We start from the raw sequence: 15429 nt of genomic DNA, 5'->3' as shown, positions 1-15429 counted from the left end.
GGCGCTGAGACGCAGGGCGAGGCGTCGTGACCGGCTGAGTCGGTGTTGATCATCTCCTCGCGGTGGCGTACCGGGGTACGAACGGTAGCTCGTGGCGTACGAACGGCATAACTAGCCGAATTGGCGCTCGTCCTTGTCGGTGCGGATTCATCCGGCGTAGAGTCTTCCTTACCGATTTGTTGATCGGGGATCGGGTCGCACAATTAGTTCAACGTGCCTTTTGTCCCATGTCAGTATATGCTACTGCAATCACAACCAGGCGTACGTGATCACGCGGCCCAGTTACCCGAATTGGCCTCGGGTATTTCGCTGGGGCCATTTCTCATGTCAACCGGGTTGGCTCTTTTGTCGAGCGGAAGGTGCACAACACCCCGCGACGTGCGACCGTGATCGCGACCGACGCGAACAGTTGCTACCAGGGGTTCGGGATGAGGAGGTGAAGTCCGGTGACGACCGCGAAGGATCGAGCCGAGCTGCTGAGCGAGATCGGGTTGGACGGACAGAACAAAGCAGGTATTGGTCAAGTACTCGCGACCGGAAACATCGGCCGGGCCACGGAGAGAGCCGATGGCACGATGGAGGCGACGATCCGGATCAATCCCGATGAAATTGCCTGGGATCCCTCGATCCTGGTCATGCCCCATGGGGGTGATCTTGAGCTCACGCTCATCAATGACGACCTGAACACGCACTGCGCGCTGTTGCCAAGCAATGGCGACAAGAAATTTATTTGGCTGGTGAACCATTCGAAAGGAAGGGCGACCCTCAACCTGGACGGGCCGGGCTACTACTGGTACAGCTCGCCCACCGGAAACGACGAAGGCCGCGGGCTGACCGGGGCCATCGTCGTGCTGGGGGACGTTCCGCCGGAGGCCCGCCTCGACCGCCCCGACCAGCCACGGCCGTAGAAAGGAGTAGGCAATGACCGTTGAGTACGTGGATGCCGGAGAGGCCATCGATCAGGGAACGCTGAGCGGCAAGACCGGGACTGCGCCGGACGTGGTCTCTGGGGTTACCTACGAGCGGCTTCTCAATGCCAAGTCGGAGTCGCACAACTGGCTCACCTACTACGGCACCTATGACGGGCAGCGGTACAGCACGCTGGACCAGATCAACACGGAGAACGTCAAGCGCATCGGTCCCGCCTGGATGTTCCAGGCCGGTACCTCCGGCATGATCGCGGGCGCTTCGACTTACGCGTTCGAGGCCGCCCCGATCGTGGTGGACGGGGTCATGTTCCTCTCCGGCTGGGACGGCTGGCTCTGGGCGCTCGACGCGAAAACGGGTCAGGAGCTCTGGCGGTACAAGCACGCGGTCCCCTACGACGTGTCCCTGTGCTGCGGGAACGTGAACCGTGGCGTAGCCGTGGCCAAGGGCAAGGTCTTCATGGTCACCGGGAACGCCCACCTGCTGGCGCTCGACGCCACCAACGGCAAGCGCGTCTGGGACAAGACCTATGGAGACGTGCGGGCCGGGGAGAGCGGCACGGTCGCGCCGCTGGTCGTCAAGAACATGGTCATCGTCGGCAGCTCCGGCGGGGAATTCGGGGTGCGCGGGCACTTGGACGCTTTCGACGTCGACTCGGGAGAGCCCGTCTGGCGCTGCTACATGGTGCCGAAGCCCGGGGAGCCCGGCTCCGAGACATGGCCCGCCGATGGCGAGGCATGGGCGCGGGGTGGCGCGAACTGCTGGGTCACCAGCACCTTCGATCCGGAGACCAACCTGTTGTACGTGGGCACCGGCAACCCGGCACCGGACTTCGACGGAGCCGTCCGCGAGGGCGACAACCTCTACACCGACAGCATCGTCGCGGTGGACGCCGACGCTGGCCAGATTCGCTGGCACTACCAGTGCACCCCGCACGACGTGTGGGACTACGACAGCACCATGGAAAACATCCTGTTCGAGCACGACGGGAAAAAGCTGCTCGGGCATTTCGACAAGAACGGCTACTTCTTCGTCCTGGATCGCACGAACGGCGAGCTGCAGCACATCACGCCCTTCGTGGACCGGATCGACTGGGGCGCGATCACCAGGGACGGCAAGGTGACGCCCAGGAGGTATCCCGACAAGGAGGGTGATCCGGTCCACTTCTACCCGGGACCGGCTGGCGCCAAGGAATGGACCCACGCGGCATACAGCCCGAGGACCGAGCTGTTCTACGTACCGGTCCAGGATGTCGGGGCAACGGCAACCCGGCGGCGCCGGGACTTCAAGGAAAGCATCCCGTACTGGGGTGCGGGCGTTCAGGTGGACGCCGACGACATGGCCGGGTCCATCAGCGCGTTCGACGCCAACGGCGAGGAGAAGTGGCGCTGGCGCAACGAGGTTCCGATGTGCGCCTCGGTGCTGGCCACGGCAGGCGATCTGGTGTTCGCCGGTGAGCCTTCCGGAGAGTTCAACGCACTCGACGCCCGCACCGGCGAACTGCTGTGGCAGTTCCAGTGCGGAAGTGGCCACCACAGCAGCCCGATCACCTACAGCGTCGACGGCAAGCAGTACGTCGCCGTGCCGGTCGGATGGGGCGGCTGGATCGAGGGGTTCCTCCCCGGCATGCTCGGCGCTGGCCACGGAAGCGCACTGATCGTCTTCGCCCTTCCGGACTAGTAGCGCCACGAAGTGAACCTGCCGGAGTCCGGCAGAGGGGAGGTCAGCTCACCGTCCGGGAGACGCCCGAGTTCGACGAGATCGGAGTCGCGCGGGAGGTGACCAGGTACGTGGCTCGGTTGGCGGACTAGCGATCGAGGGGCGCCGGACATACGTCCGGCGCCCCTGTCGCTGCCGGGGTCACCACGGCGCTCGCGAACGGTGCCGACCGCGAAGGTGGGGTCCCACCCTGCGCGGTTGCAAGAGTCCCTATGGCGATTCCGCAGAACCCTGAGGTGGGCGCCGGGTCGGAAACAGCTCGTCTGCGGAAATTCCCGCGGACAGGCCGAAAGCCAGCCGCAACCGTGCCTTGACCGGCGAGAGCATGCCCGCGAACAGCAGACCGGCACGGCGCAGCTCGGTCTCTGAACCGGCGCCGCCATAGGTGTGCGCCAGCAGCGCGCCGTCCGGGCAGCGGCTGGCGACCACGACGGCCTTGCCGGAGCCCGCGATCCGGATGAGTGCTTCACCCAGCGACGGTGCGACATGCCCGGCGCCGAGCGCGGCGACCACCAGACCGTCCACATCGGACGAAACTGTGTCGGCCGCGGAACCGTCGACACCGGTTGCCGCGTGGACCATGCCGATGCGACAGGTCGGCGGGCTGCGGTCGGGCAACAGGTCGGATCCAGGCGGCGGGCCGAGCAGCAGTTCGAGCTCGTCCTCCGCGACGAAACCGACCGGCCCGGCAGCCGGTGAGCTGAACGCCGCCACGCGTGCGCTGTGCGTCTTGGTGACCAGCCGCGCCACGTGCACCTCGTCTTGGAAGACGACGACCGGCCCGTACCGCGCCAGCGCGGGATTGGCCGCCGCGCACACCGCCGCGCGCAGGTTGGCCGGACCGTCCGGGCCAGCGAGGTGCGGTGCCCGCATGGCGCCGGTGACAACGACCGGCACGCGGGTTTCGACCAGCAGACCGAGCGCGTAGGCCGTCTCCTCCAGCGTGTCGGTGCCGTGGGTGAGCACCACACCGTCCCGCCCGGCCGCGATCTCCTCGGTGACGGCCGCGGCCAGGGTCCACAGATCGTCCAGGGTCAGCTGCCGGGAGGAGCGGCGGAACACATCCCTCGGGTGCACCTCGATTCCGGTGGGTAGCTGCTCGGTCGGCAGCGCGCGCACGCCGTGGTGTGCCTGCGCGCCAGCGGGCGATGGCGCGACCGAAATGGTGCCACCCGTGGCGATCAGGCTGATCGAACGCGGCGCGGCCATCAGGACGCCGGGCCCGGGTTGCCGAGCTCGGCGGACAACGCCTCGGCGGCGTGCAGCACCGCGTTCGTCACGCGTTCGCGTACCTTCGGGTCGGCGACCCGGGATCCGGGTGCGGTGATCGTGACGCTGGACAGCACCCTGTCGTCGCCGTCCCGGATCGGCGCGGACACCGCCCAGGCGTCCGGATCCAGCTCGTTGTCACAGGTGGCGTAGCCGTGTTCGCGGACTTCCTTGAGCACCTGCATGACATCGGCCACGCTGTGCGGGGTGCCCGTGGTGAACTCGGTCAGCGGTTCCGACTCTTCCAGCAGGGTTCGCACCACGTCCTCGTCGAAGTAGGCGAGGATCGCGCGGCTCGATGCGGCCGCGTGCAGCGGCATCTCCTGGCCGATGCGAACGAACAGCCGCAGCGCGTGTTCGGCCTCCACAATGGACACACAAACTGGAACGTCGCCGATGAACTCGGTGAGGAACACCGTTTCGCCGGTCTCGTTCGCGGCGTCGATCAGCGCGGCCGGTGGCTTGATCAGCCTGGCGCTGTGCGAGCCCGTGCCGCCGGACAGGGTGCGCGCCGCGCGGCCGACGAAGTAGCGCTTGCTGATCGGCGAGCGGCGCAGGTAATCGGCCTGGCTGAGCGTGCCGAGGATTCTGTGCAGGCTGCCGAGCGGGATGTCGAGCTCGTCGTGCAGCTCCTGCAGCGTCAGCCCGGAGCGTGCGGCGCCGACCGTGTTGAGTACGTCCACGGCGCGGACGACCACCTCAATCGGTTTCGCAGCACTCATCGAACCAGCTCCTCTCGTGGTGATCCGCCCCCCGTGCCATGCACTGCCGTGCGCGCGCGACGTTTCGCCAGCGTTTCCGCTGGATGACAGGGCCGTCACCACCAGATCCTAGCTATCCATGCGCATAGGTTGACAAAGCCGCGAGCGGATGTCCATGCTCGTCACCCCGGAACTGGAAAGATGTTTCCATTGGTGCGCGAGCCGTGGGAAGGAACGCATGTCGCGGATCCTGGACGACCAGACCGTCGATCGGCTGCTGCCGCCGGATGCCGCGCTTGCCGGTGTGCGGACCGCGTTCGAACTCCTCGGCGCCGGTGCCGCGCACGACCAGCCCCGGCAGCGCAGCAGCATGGGCGCGGTCACGCTGAACGTGATGTCCGCTATCGCGCCGACCCTGGACGCGGTCGCGGTGAAGTCGTACCCGGTGGTGCGCCGGGACATCAACCGGGCGAGCGTGATCACGGTGCTCGTCTACGCGCACCGCACCGGGCAGCTGCGCGGCATGGTGCAGGCGGACCTGCTCGGGCAGCGGCGCACCGCGGCCGCATCGGCGCTCGCGACACAGCTGATGGCCCGGCCGGAAAGTGCCACCGCCTGCTTGTTCGGCACCGGGTACCAGGCGCCCGCGCAGATCACCGCGTTAACCGAGGTGTTGCCGAAACTGCGCACGGTGCTGGTGGTCGGTCGCGATGCCGAACGGGCGGCGACTACCGCGCGCGGCATCGAGGACGCGCACCCGTGGCTGACCGTGGAAGCTGGCACCAGCGCGGAAACCGCGGTGCCCAGGGCGGACGTGGTGATCACCGCAACGGGCGCGGCCAAGCCGCTGTTCGACGGGGCACTGCTGCGGCCGGGCACGCACATCAACGCCGTCGGCAGCAATCATGCCCGGCGCCGGGAGCTCGACGGTGCGACGTTGCGTCGCGCGGCACACGTGGTGGTCGACTCCGCGGCCGTCGCGTCCGCCGAGTGCGGTGATCTGCTGGCCAACGGCCTGGACCCGGCCGCTGCAACGGAGTTCGCGAGCGTGCTGTCCGGCGAGGTGCCGGCCAGGTCGAGTAGCGACGACATCACCGTGTTCGAGTCGCACGGCCTGGCCATCCAGGACCTCGTCTGCGCCGTCCGGGTGCTTGAGGCCGCGCGAGTCGCCGAGCTGGGCACCGTTATCGACGCATGGGCGCCCGCGTCCGATCGAGATTCGAGGAGAAACCGATGAAGCTGCTTGTCGCCAACGGCCAACTCGTCACGCCCGCCGGGCTGCTGGACGCCGATCTGCTGTGCAGCGACGGGGTGATCAGCGCGATCCTCGACCGAGGCGCCACAGTGGACAGTGACGAGCGGTACGACGCGGCGGGCAAGCTGGTCTTCCCCGGGCTCATCGATCCGCACGTGCACTCCCGCGACCCCGGCCTGAGCCACAAGGAAGACTTCGACCATTCGACGCGTGGTGCGCTCGTCGGCGGGGTGACCACGGTGCTGGAGATGCCCAACGCCATCCCGCCGGTGGATTCGGTCGAGGTCTTCGAGCAGCGCCGCGCGCACCACGAGCAATCCGCGTGGACCGACTTCGGGTTGTGGGGCCTGTCGCTCGGTGAGTCCAATTTGGACCAGATCGGTCCGCTGTTCGAGGCTGGCGCGGTCGCGGTGAAACTGTTCTGGGGTTACGCCCTGCACCGCGAAACCCGCTCGCTGGTGTACAACATCGGCGACGAGAAGCCGGAGAACCTGCTGATGCCGCCGCCGAACGGGCAGGTGCTGCAGCTGTTCGCGGAGGTCGCCAAGCACGGTGGGGTGCTCGCCGCGCACTGCGAGGACAAGGACGTGCTCGCGACCAGCCAGCATGCGCTCGGCCACCCGATCGAAACGTACGAGGATCTGCTCGCCGCTCGCCCCGCGGTCGCCGAAGCGACCACGATCTCCATCGCCGCACAGTTCGCGAAGGCGACCGGCTGCCGGTTCCACGTAGTGCACCTCGCCTCGGCCATGGGCCTGGACGCCGTGCGTTCGGCGCGGCGCAACGGAATCGCGGTCACCGCGGAGACCTGCCCGCAGTACCTGACGCTGACCGATGCCGACTATCCCGGGGTCGGTCCGGTGATGAAGGTGTATCCGCCGGTGCGCGAGCAGCAGGACCAGGACGCGTTGTGGGCGGGGGTGAACGAGGGCACGATCGTGTCGCTGGGTTCGGATCACGCGCCGCACACCGTTGAGGAGAAGGCACGCGGTTTCGAAACCCAGCCCGCGGGCGCGGTCGGTTGCGAGACGTTCGGCCCCGTCCTGATGGACGCGCTGATCCGCGGCAAGACGACGGCGAGTCGGCTCGCCGAGATCGCCGCCACCGAGACGGCCAGGTTCTACGGGCTCTACCCGCGCAAGGGCGTAATCCGGCCGGGCAGCGACGCCGATCTGGTGATCATCGATCCGGAGCTGCGGCGCACCGTGCGCAACGAGGAGCTGATCGCCAAGCAGCCGGTCAGCCCGTGGCACGGGTTCGAACTGCGCGGTGGGCCGGTCGCCACCATCCTGCGCGGGGAGGTCGTGGTGCGCGATCGCGAGATCGTCGCACCACGGCGCGGGCGGTTCATCCGTGCCGAACACGCTGCGGCACTCGCCGATCGGCCGAGCACGTGACCGCCGAGGAGCTCGCGGCGTGCGTGGCGGAGTCGATCACGCAGGCGAGCGCGCTTTTCACCGGCACGCTGGATGAGCCGGTACGCCGACATGCGGCGCACGTCGTCGCGGACACGATCGGCGTGAGCATCGCCGGTGGCCGCACCGCGGAAATGACCCGGCTGCGGGAAAACGCGGATGAGCTCGGTGGCGCGCTGTCGGGCACCGGTGGTGCGACGGTCCTGGTCGCCGGGGTCGCACCGGTGTCGGCGGAGCAGGCCGCGTTCCTGAACGGGGCGGCGGGAGGCTTCCTCGAACTCGACGAAGGCACCCGGCCGACCGGCCACCCCGCGATGCACATCGTGCCGGCGGCGCTGGCGGCGGCCGAGGTCGCGCATCGCCCGGGCACCGAGCTGCTCGCCGCGGTCGTCGCGGGCTACGAGGTCAGCGCCCGGCTGTTCGCCGCGTTCCAGTTGCGCCCGCCGACACATCCGCACGGGCACCTCGCCGGTGTGGGTGCGGCGGTCAGCGTGGCACTGCTGCTGGGCGAGGACCCGGCTGCCGTGGCAGCGATCGCGGCGACCACACCGACGGTTCCGGTGTGGAACGCCTGTTATGCGGGGGCCACCGCGCGCAACACCGCGATGGGCCTGTCCGCGCAGGCGGCGCTGCGCGCGATCCGCCTGCACCGCGCGGGTTTCACCGGGACGCTGGAGTCGGTGTCGGCACTTTTCGGCGAAGTGACCGGGAAACCGGTGGACGTCGACGCGCTGACCGCCGCCGCGGATCCGGCCCGGCCGCGCATCCTGCGCAACTACTTCAAGCGGCACAGCGCATGCGCGCTGACCCACGGTGCCGTCGATGCGGTGTTGTCCATGCCTGCGGTACCGGTGGACAGCATTCGCTCGGTCGAGGTGCGCACCGTGGCGAACAACCTCAAGCTCGACCGGCAGGCGGCACCGAACGACCTGTCCGCACGGTTCTCCCTGCCCTACTCCGTCGCGGCCGTGCTGACCCGGCGGGAGTCGACGCCCGCCACCTTCGACTACGACCCCACCGTGGCGCGACTTGCTGAGAAGGTGCGCGTCACACTCGCCTCCGAGCTCGACCGCAGCTGGCCGGAGCACGCGCCGACCGAGGTGGTGGTGCACGCGCGAGGCAGCGTGGCGGCGACCGTGCAGGATCCGCGCGGCCATCACCACGACCCGCTGTCCGCGGACGAGTTGCGCGCCAAGTTCACCGATCTCGTCGGGGACATCGCGCCCGAGCTGTGGGACCGCCTGCTCGGCCTTGCCACGTTTGACGACTGCACCGAGGCGCTTCGACCGTTGCGGCTTGTGAAGCCTGTGTAACGGCACGCTCACCGTCCGACCGGAGGAACAGCGATGACGAACGACGAGACGAACACCCAGACGGTCCGCGACGGCACCGGCCCGGCACCCGGCGACGCGGGGCAGGTCACTCCGTATGGCCGCAAGGCCGTCTTCGCCGCCACGCTCGGCTATGCGATGGACGGCTACGACCTCCAGATCCTCGGGTTCGCCCTGCCCGCGATCACGATTGGTCTCGGCCTGTCCACCACCGAGGCGGGACTGCTCGCAACCATCACGCTGATCGGCACGGTCACCGGCGCACTGTTCTTCGGTGCGCTCGCCGACCGGTTCGGACGCGTCCGGGTGCTGACCTACTCGATCCTGCTGTTCGCGATCTTCACCGCGCTGACGGCGTTGTCCCAGGGGTTCGTCGCGATGGCGGTGTTCCGGTTCATCGCGGGGATGGGGATCGGCGGCGAGTTCGGCATCGGCATGGCACTTGCGGCCGAGGCGTTCCCGGCGATCAAACGCGCTCGGGCGACGTCCATGGTGGGGGTGGGCTTCCAGCTCGGCGTCCTGCTCGCCGCGGTGCTTTCCGCACCGGTGATCACCTTGTGGGGCTGGCAGGGCCTGTTCATCATCGGCATCTTTCCCGCGATCGTGGCGGTGATCTTCCGGCTGCGGCTGGCGGAACCGGAGGCGTTCGTGCGGCACCGGCAGGCGGTCGGCGCCGGGCAGGTCAAGCAGAACCCGTTCGCGTTGCTGGTCGCGGATCGGCGGACGTTGCGCACCAGCATCGGCATCGTGATCATCTGCTCGATCCAGAATTTCGGTTACTACGGCATCCTGACCTGGCTGCCCACGTACCTGTCCAAACAGCTCGGATTGAGCATGACCAAGTCCGGGATCTGGACGGCGGTCACGGTGCTCGGGATGATCGCCGGAATCATGATCTTCGGCCAGCTCGCGGACCGGATCGGGCGGCGTCGCTCGTTCTGGATCTTCCAGGCGGGCGCGTGCGTGTCGCTGTTCGCGTACAGCCAGCTGACCTCGCCGGCGGCGGTGTTGTTCGGTGGCGCGGTGATGGGTGTGTTCGCGAACGGCATGCTCGGCGGGTACGGCGCGATCATCGCGGAGAACTATCCGACGGCCGCCCGGGCGACCGCGCAGAACGTGCTGTTCGGCATCGGCCGCGGGGTCGGCGGGCTCGCGCCGCTGGCCGTCGCACTGTTCGCCGGCTGGCAGGGATTTGGTGCGGCGCTGGGATTCCTGGCGCTGATCTACATCGTCGACATGTTCGCGATGCTGCTCATCCCGGACCGCCGCGGTGCGCGTCTGGATGAAGCGGTGTCGCGAAGCTACCAGGGAGCGTCATCGTGACCAGCACCATCACCCCGGTGGCCGCAGTCCTGCCGTCGCAGGCACTCGCCGCGGTCACCGATGTGCACGCGGTCGCGCTGCTTTCCGCCGACGAGACGAAGGAGTTGACCCGGTGATCACCGTCGACCTCGCCGCCGATCAGGCACGGCTGCGCGAGCTCATCGACACCTTCGCCGCACTGTCCGAACCGGACAGTGGGCCGGGCGTCACGCGCCTTGCCTACACGCCACTGGAGCGGCGCGCACACACGGTGTTCGCGGACCGGATGTCCGCACTGGGACTGACCGTGCACACCGATGCGGCGGGCAACACGATCGCCGAGCTGCCCGGCGACGACCCGGCACTGCCCGCGATCGGCACAGGGTCGCATTTGGACAGTGTGCCGAACGCGGGTTCCTACGACGGGATCGTCGGTGTCTGCGGGGCGATGGAGGCGGCGCGGCTGCTGGTGGAGCATCGAGTGCGGCACCGCCATCCGGTGCGGTTCGTGGTGTTCGCCGCGGAGGAGGGCGCGCGCTTCGGGCAGGCGTGCACCGGCAGCCGGATCGTGGCTGGCCTGACCGGTGCCGATGACCTGCCGGGCAAGCACGACGCGAACGGTGTCAGCCTCGCCGAGGCGATGGCGAGCGTGGCGCTGGATCCGGCCGCGGTGCACTCGGCGCGCTGGGCGCCCGCCGACTGGGCTGCGTTCGTCGAGCTGCACATCGAGCAGGGCGGTGTGCTGGAGGCCGCCGGTGCCCGGATCGGTGTGGTGGACCTGATCTCCGGCAGCACCAGGTTCCGGCTGGAGCTCACCGGTCGCGCCTCGCACAGCGGTGGCACCCCGATGCACCTGCGCGCTGACGCGGTGACCGCCGCCGCGGAGGTCGTCCTGCTCATCGAGGCGTTGGCCAACGACGAACACAACGAGGGCACCCGGGCCACGGTCGGCAAGATCGAGGTGGCACCGGGGTCGATGACGACCATTGCGGGTGCAGCGACGCTGTGGGTCGACGTGCGCGGCACGGACACCGACCGGCAGCGGCGGACCGCACGCGAGATCGTGGCGAAGGCCGAGGAGATCTGCGCGCGCCGGGGCATCGGCCTGCGCACCGAGCACCTGGCTGACACGCCACCGGTGCGGCTGCCCGCCGAGGTGCGCGATGGGCTGGCCGCGGCCTGCCGGGCGCTGGGCCAGGAGCCGCGCGTGCTGCCCAGCGGGGCCAGCCATGACGCCCAGCAGATCAACCACGTCACGCCGACCGGCATGATCTTCGTGCCGAGCAGGGACGGGATCAGCCACGACCCGGCCGAGTGGACGGGCATCGCCGACATCGCGCTGGGCACGACCGCGCTCACCGCGAGTCTGCTGCGGCTGGACGGGCGCCTGCCATGAGCCCGGCGGCGTCGCTGAAAACCATCGCCGGACCTCGGGCCGCTCCGACGTGGCTGGCCGCGGAGGTACTGAGCAACCGCGCATACACCGACCGCTACCGATTGCTGCGGCTGCGTTGGAACAGAACGGATGTACGGCGTGGTGGGCGCTTAGCGCCGTGGGCTGCGCCGCGCCTGGACAGGCGGCACCGCGGTGATACGAGCCATGGTGGATGCTCCTTTCTGCAATCGAGGTTCAGCGAAGACCGGCGTCGCGCTCGGCGTCAGGGATGGAATTCCGTCGGCGCCGACGGACGGAGCCGGGGTATCCACGCCGGAACCGCGTGCAGGTACTGCGGGAGCGACCGGCTACTCGGGTCGGCATCTCGTCGCGGTGCGCTCGACTTTGCGGGACTGTAAGGCCGAGGTCGTGGGCGAGCTTGGTCGGCGATCGATGGAACTTTCGCTGCCGGAAGCCCGCCGCCGAAACCGGCTGACGCATCAACCCGTTTCAGGACCCGTCGTCCGTTTGCCGGTGCCCGCATGGGCCAGCCGGATCATCGGAACGCCCCGGCATCCGGTGAGGAAATCGCGGGTGAATAATCGGCGTCGCACGGGCGAGGCTGCCTGGCCATTGCCGACGCGGGTCGGTCGACCGTGCGTGGGTTGGGGAAGAGCGAGCACATTGGGAGGGTGTTCAAGTGTCCGCAGCAGGCGAGGGCGGGGTTCCGCCGGAAATCGATATGTCCGTCCCGAGCGTCGCCCGCATGTACGACTACGCGATCGGCGGCAAGGACAACTTCGAGGTGGACCGGGCGGCCGCGCACGAACTCGCCAAGGTCTTCCCGGAAGGATTCCAGTTCACGCGGGACAACCGGTCCTTCCTCGGGCGGGCAGTGCACTACCTCACCAAAGAGGCCGGGATCCGGCAGTTCATCGACAACGGCAGCGGCCTGCCTGCCCAGCGCACCGTGCACCAGGTCGCACAGGAACTCAACCCCGACGCGCGCGTCGTCTACATCGACAACGACCCCGTGGTGCTCGCCTACGGACGCGCGTTGCTGGAGGGCAACGGCAAGACGACCGTGCTGCAGGCCGACTTGGCGGAACCGGAGAAGATCCTGGCCGAGGAAAGCACCCGGAAACTCATCGACCGCAACGAACCGGTCGCTGCGCTCTACGTGTCCGTACTGCACTGCCTGCCCGACGAGGGCAAGCCCGGGGACGTGGTGACCCGGATGCTCGACGCGCTGCCGTCCGGCAGTTACGTCGTCATCTCGCACCTCGTGGCCGAGGACCAGGCCCCCATGGACTATTTCACCGAGTACATGAACCGGTCGATGTCCTGGGGCCGAGTCCGTAGGCCCGCGGAGGTGACCCGTTTCTTCGATGGTCTGGAGATCCTCGAACCGGGTCTGGTCGACATCGAGTTCTGGCGTCCCGACTCGTACACGGAGGAAATGACCTTCGACCTGCCGTTTGACGTTCCCGTCGTCGCACCCGGGGACAAGCAGCTGTGGGAGTTCGGCGGCGTCGCCCGCAAACCCTGAGGGCGGTGCGCGAGGCAAAACCCGCAGACCCGCACAGTGGGCGCTGGGCTCGATCTTCAATGCTGCTGCGTCCCCGAAGGATCTGACGTCGATCAATTGTCGGCACGTCGCCACGGCTCGCGATTCGAACTGTCGGCGATTAGGGCGGCAAATCCGTCGAGATGTCGAGCAAGGCCGTATTCGAACAATCGATTGAGGTCTTCAGCTGTCCCTTCTGGAACTGCCGCCAGGAGCGGGAATTTTGCGGAGTCGAGGAGTTCTCGTGCTTGCTCCCGTTGCATTTCTCGCCATCGGTCGAGCGTGATACCCGTGCTCTGTTCGGCGTCGACTTCCTCTGCCATGGATGCGGCAGCGGTGAGGACGAGCGAGTGAATGGTGAGCGCCTCGCGCATCCGGGTGGTCATCGAAAGGCCGAGTCCGCCGAGCGCGCGGAGTGTCCACTCGGTGTGCGCCATCATGTTGGGCGCGAAGAATGGCCGGGTGAATGAGACAGCTCTGGGAAGCCAGAGATGTCGCCGGACCAGTTTCCACTCCTCGCGGGCGATCAGTTCGAGTTTGGCGCGCCAGCCTTCTGGCCCCTCTCGGGGGAGGACGATCTCACCGAAAGCGCTGTCGGCCATCTGCATCAGCAGTTCTTCCTTGTTCGCGACATTGCGGTACAACGACATCGGGCCGACGCCCAAGTGGGCGGCAAGTCGCCGCATCGACACCGCGTCGAGCCCCTCGGTGTCGGCGATCATGATGGCCGTCTGCAACAGCCGCGTCCGTTTCGCCGACTGCTCGGCGGGTCCGGGCCCGTGAAGTTCCGGTGCCGTGGGCGTGTTGGGCGTGGTCTGCCTGGCAGGCTGCTTGTGACTGCTGTGTGCGCTGGAACTGACTACGGTGCCCGCGCCGACCCTTGGTTCGACCAACCCTTCCTCGCGGAGGACCGCCGCCGCCCTGGTCGCGGTTGCGAGTGCCACGCCCCAACGTTGGGCGATCTGCCGGATGGATGGCACCCGATCTCCGGGTCGGAGATCACCCCTCTCGATCCGGGCACGGATCTCCGCGGCGATCACTCGGTACGGCGGACCTGGCCGCTGCGTCGACGACATGGTTCCCCTGTCCGACAGTGCGATGCTCGACGAGTCAGTGTACTAGTCGACTTCTTAAATGTACTAGTGCGAATTCTCCAACATGGCGATTGAACTGCCTATGTTATGGAGATACGTTGTTCCCGAGCATAGATACAGCGTACGCATGGCGCTCATGCGAACGCATCGATCGTCATCCGATCCTTCTCGGTCCGGTACGGCACCGCTCACGGCGGGCTTCGGGCCACGACGACAAACAAGGAGACCGATGCAGAGCCGCAGCATCCTCGTTTCCGGTGCCGGGATCGCCGGACCGGCCCTGGCGTACTGGCTACACAGGTTCGGGTTCCATCCAACTGTGGTGGAGCGCGCCCCCGGGCCCCGCAGCGGTGGCCACGCAGTCGACATCCGCGGAACGGCTCGGACGGTGGCCGAGCGGACGGGCATCGTCGCTCAGGTCCGGCAGGCGCACACCGGAGCACACGGCATGGCGTTCGTCGACCGCACCGGCAAGCGGGTTGCGACGCTGAGCACTGAGGTGTTCGGAGATTCCGGTGGACCCATCGCTGAAATGGCGATTCGTCGCAGCGATCTCGCGCGGATCCTCTACGAGGCAACGCGTGACCACGTCGAGTACGTCTTCGGCGATTCGATCACTGCGGTCGAGCAGGACGACCACGGCGTCCAGATCGAGTTCGAGGCGGGTGGCGCACGGCGATTCGACCTGCTGGTCGGCGCGGACGGGGTGCACTCCAACGTCCGCCGACTGGTGTTCGGGCCGGAGCAGCGCTACATCCGCGACCTGGGCTGCTACGTGTCGCTGTTCACCACCAGCACCACGTTGGACCTCGACGGCTGGCAGCTGATGTACACCATGCCCGGAGGCACGGGCCGTGCCGGTAGAACGGCCGGTCTTGCTCCCTTGCCCGAGCCAGGAAAGACGTTGGCCGGATTCTTCTGGCGCTCGGCACCCCAGAAGTACGACAGGCATGACATCGACGAGCAGAAGCGAATCGTGGCGCGCAGCTTCGCCGGTGACGCCTGGGAGATCCCTCGGATGCTGTCCGCCATCTGGGACGCGTCGGACTTCTACTTCGACCGGGTCAGTCAGGTTCAGATGGACAGCTGGTCACACCGCCGCGCGGTGCTGCTCGGGGACGCTGGCCACTGCGCCTCGCCGATGTCGGGAATCGGCACCAGTCTCGCCCTGGTCGGCGCGTACATCCTCGCCGGAGAACTCGCCGCCGCCGACGGTGACCATCACCTCGCCTACGCCCGCTACGAACAGGAGATGCGCGAGTTCGTCAACCGAGCTCACGAGTTCGCCCGCGGCGCAGGAGATGGCGGCCTGATGCCGGACTCGCGCGCGCAACTCTGGCTGCGCAACCGGTCCGTCCGGATCCTGCCGTACCTGCCGAAACGCCTGGTCCGCCGAGGCATGGAAAACGTCGCCAACACCGTCCGGCTCAAGGATTACGCAGCACCCGCACACCGCTGATACGCGAAGCCAAGG

The 15429-nt window shown here is 67.9% G+C and carries 12 protein-coding genes; 9 read left to right on the top strand and 3 right to left on the bottom strand.

Translation table 11 applies throughout. From position 1 onward, the window contains the following. Positions 1–446: 446 nt before the first annotated feature. Both ACTWQN_RS17840 and ACTWQN_RS17835 read left to right on the top strand, forming a co-directional pair. On the top strand, positions 447–908 hold the full coding sequence (locus ACTWQN_RS17840; protein ID WP_242185423.1) for an MSMEG_3727 family PQQ-associated protein: 462 nt from the start codon (positions 447–449) through the stop codon (positions 906–908). A 13-nt stretch (positions 909–921) separates the two neighbouring features. Continuing rightward, a complete protein-coding gene (locus ACTWQN_RS17835) occupies positions 922–2607 on the top strand; it encodes a PQQ-dependent dehydrogenase, methanol/ethanol family (RefSeq protein ID WP_443204618.1) in 1686 nt (561 codons plus the stop codon). Positions 2608–2856: 249 nt separating this feature from the next. On the opposite strand, the gene ACTWQN_RS17830 is transcribed toward ACTWQN_RS17835, so the two are convergent. Both ACTWQN_RS17830 and ACTWQN_RS17825 read right to left on the bottom strand, forming a co-directional pair. Next, positions 2857–3855 (bottom strand): asparaginase, encoded by a 999-nt coding sequence (locus tag ACTWQN_RS17830; RefSeq protein ID WP_443204617.1) that lies wholly within the window; start codon positions 3853–3855, stop codon positions 2857–2859. Then, positions 3855–4637: an IclR family transcriptional regulator gene (locus ACTWQN_RS17825; RefSeq protein ID WP_443204616.1), complete on the bottom strand. Its 783-nt coding sequence runs from the start codon at positions 4635–4637 to the stop codon at positions 3855–3857. Before ACTWQN_RS17825 ends, ACTWQN_RS17830 begins: the two co-directional genes overlap by 1 nt. Before the next feature lie 217 nt (positions 4638–4854). Between ACTWQN_RS17825 and ACTWQN_RS17820 the strand changes: the two genes are divergently transcribed. From ACTWQN_RS17820 to ACTWQN_RS17795, 6 genes are all read left to right on the top strand, one after another. Then, complete coding sequence (locus ACTWQN_RS17820; RefSeq protein ID WP_443204615.1) at positions 4855–5853, top strand: ornithine cyclodeaminase family protein; 999 nt, start codon at positions 4855–4857, stop codon at positions 5851–5853. Continuing rightward, on the top strand, positions 5850–7268 hold the full coding sequence (locus tag ACTWQN_RS17815) for a dihydroorotase (protein ID WP_443204614.1): 1419 nt from the start codon (positions 5850–5852) through the stop codon (positions 7266–7268). Before ACTWQN_RS17820 ends, ACTWQN_RS17815 begins: the two co-directional genes overlap by 4 nt. After that, entirely contained in the window at positions 7265–8599 is a 1335-nt protein-coding gene (locus tag ACTWQN_RS17810; RefSeq protein WP_443204613.1) for an MmgE/PrpD family protein, read from the top strand. Before ACTWQN_RS17815 ends, ACTWQN_RS17810 begins: the two co-directional genes overlap by 4 nt. Before the next feature lie 33 nt (positions 8600–8632). Continuing rightward, entirely contained in the window at positions 8633–9940 is a 1308-nt protein-coding gene (locus ACTWQN_RS17805) for an MFS transporter (RefSeq protein ID WP_443204612.1), read from the top strand. 112 nt (positions 9941–10052) lie between these two features. Continuing rightward, positions 10053–11315 (top strand): Zn-dependent hydrolase, encoded by a 1263-nt coding sequence (locus ACTWQN_RS17800; RefSeq protein WP_443204611.1) that lies wholly within the window; start codon positions 10053–10055, stop codon positions 11313–11315. Positions 11316–11994: 679 nt separating this feature from the next. Then, entirely contained in the window at positions 11995–12843 is an 849-nt protein-coding gene (locus tag ACTWQN_RS17795) for an SAM-dependent methyltransferase (RefSeq protein ID WP_443204610.1), read from the top strand. Between the two features lie 92 nt (positions 12844–12935). On the opposite strand, the gene ACTWQN_RS17790 is transcribed toward ACTWQN_RS17795, so the two are convergent. After that, a complete protein-coding gene (locus tag ACTWQN_RS17790) occupies positions 12936–13937 on the bottom strand; it encodes a TetR/AcrR family transcriptional regulator C-terminal domain-containing protein (RefSeq protein WP_443204609.1) in 1002 nt (333 codons plus the stop codon). Positions 13938–14184: 247 nt separating this feature from the next. Between ACTWQN_RS17790 and ACTWQN_RS17785 the strand changes: the two genes are divergently transcribed. Beyond that, on the top strand, positions 14185–15414 hold the full coding sequence (locus ACTWQN_RS17785; protein WP_443204608.1) for an FAD-dependent monooxygenase: 1230 nt from the start codon (positions 14185–14187) through the stop codon (positions 15412–15414). The last annotated feature ends 15 nt before the right edge of the window (positions 15415–15429 follow it).

Origin of the sequence: Saccharopolyspora antiqui (assembly GCF_052246905.1) — a bacterium.
In the GTDB taxonomy this organism is placed as follows: Bacteria; Actinomycetota; Actinomycetes; order Mycobacteriales; family Pseudonocardiaceae; genus Saccharopolyspora.
Note: the sequence above shows the minus strand (reverse complement) of the source record. Positions and strands in the feature narration are given on the sequence as shown.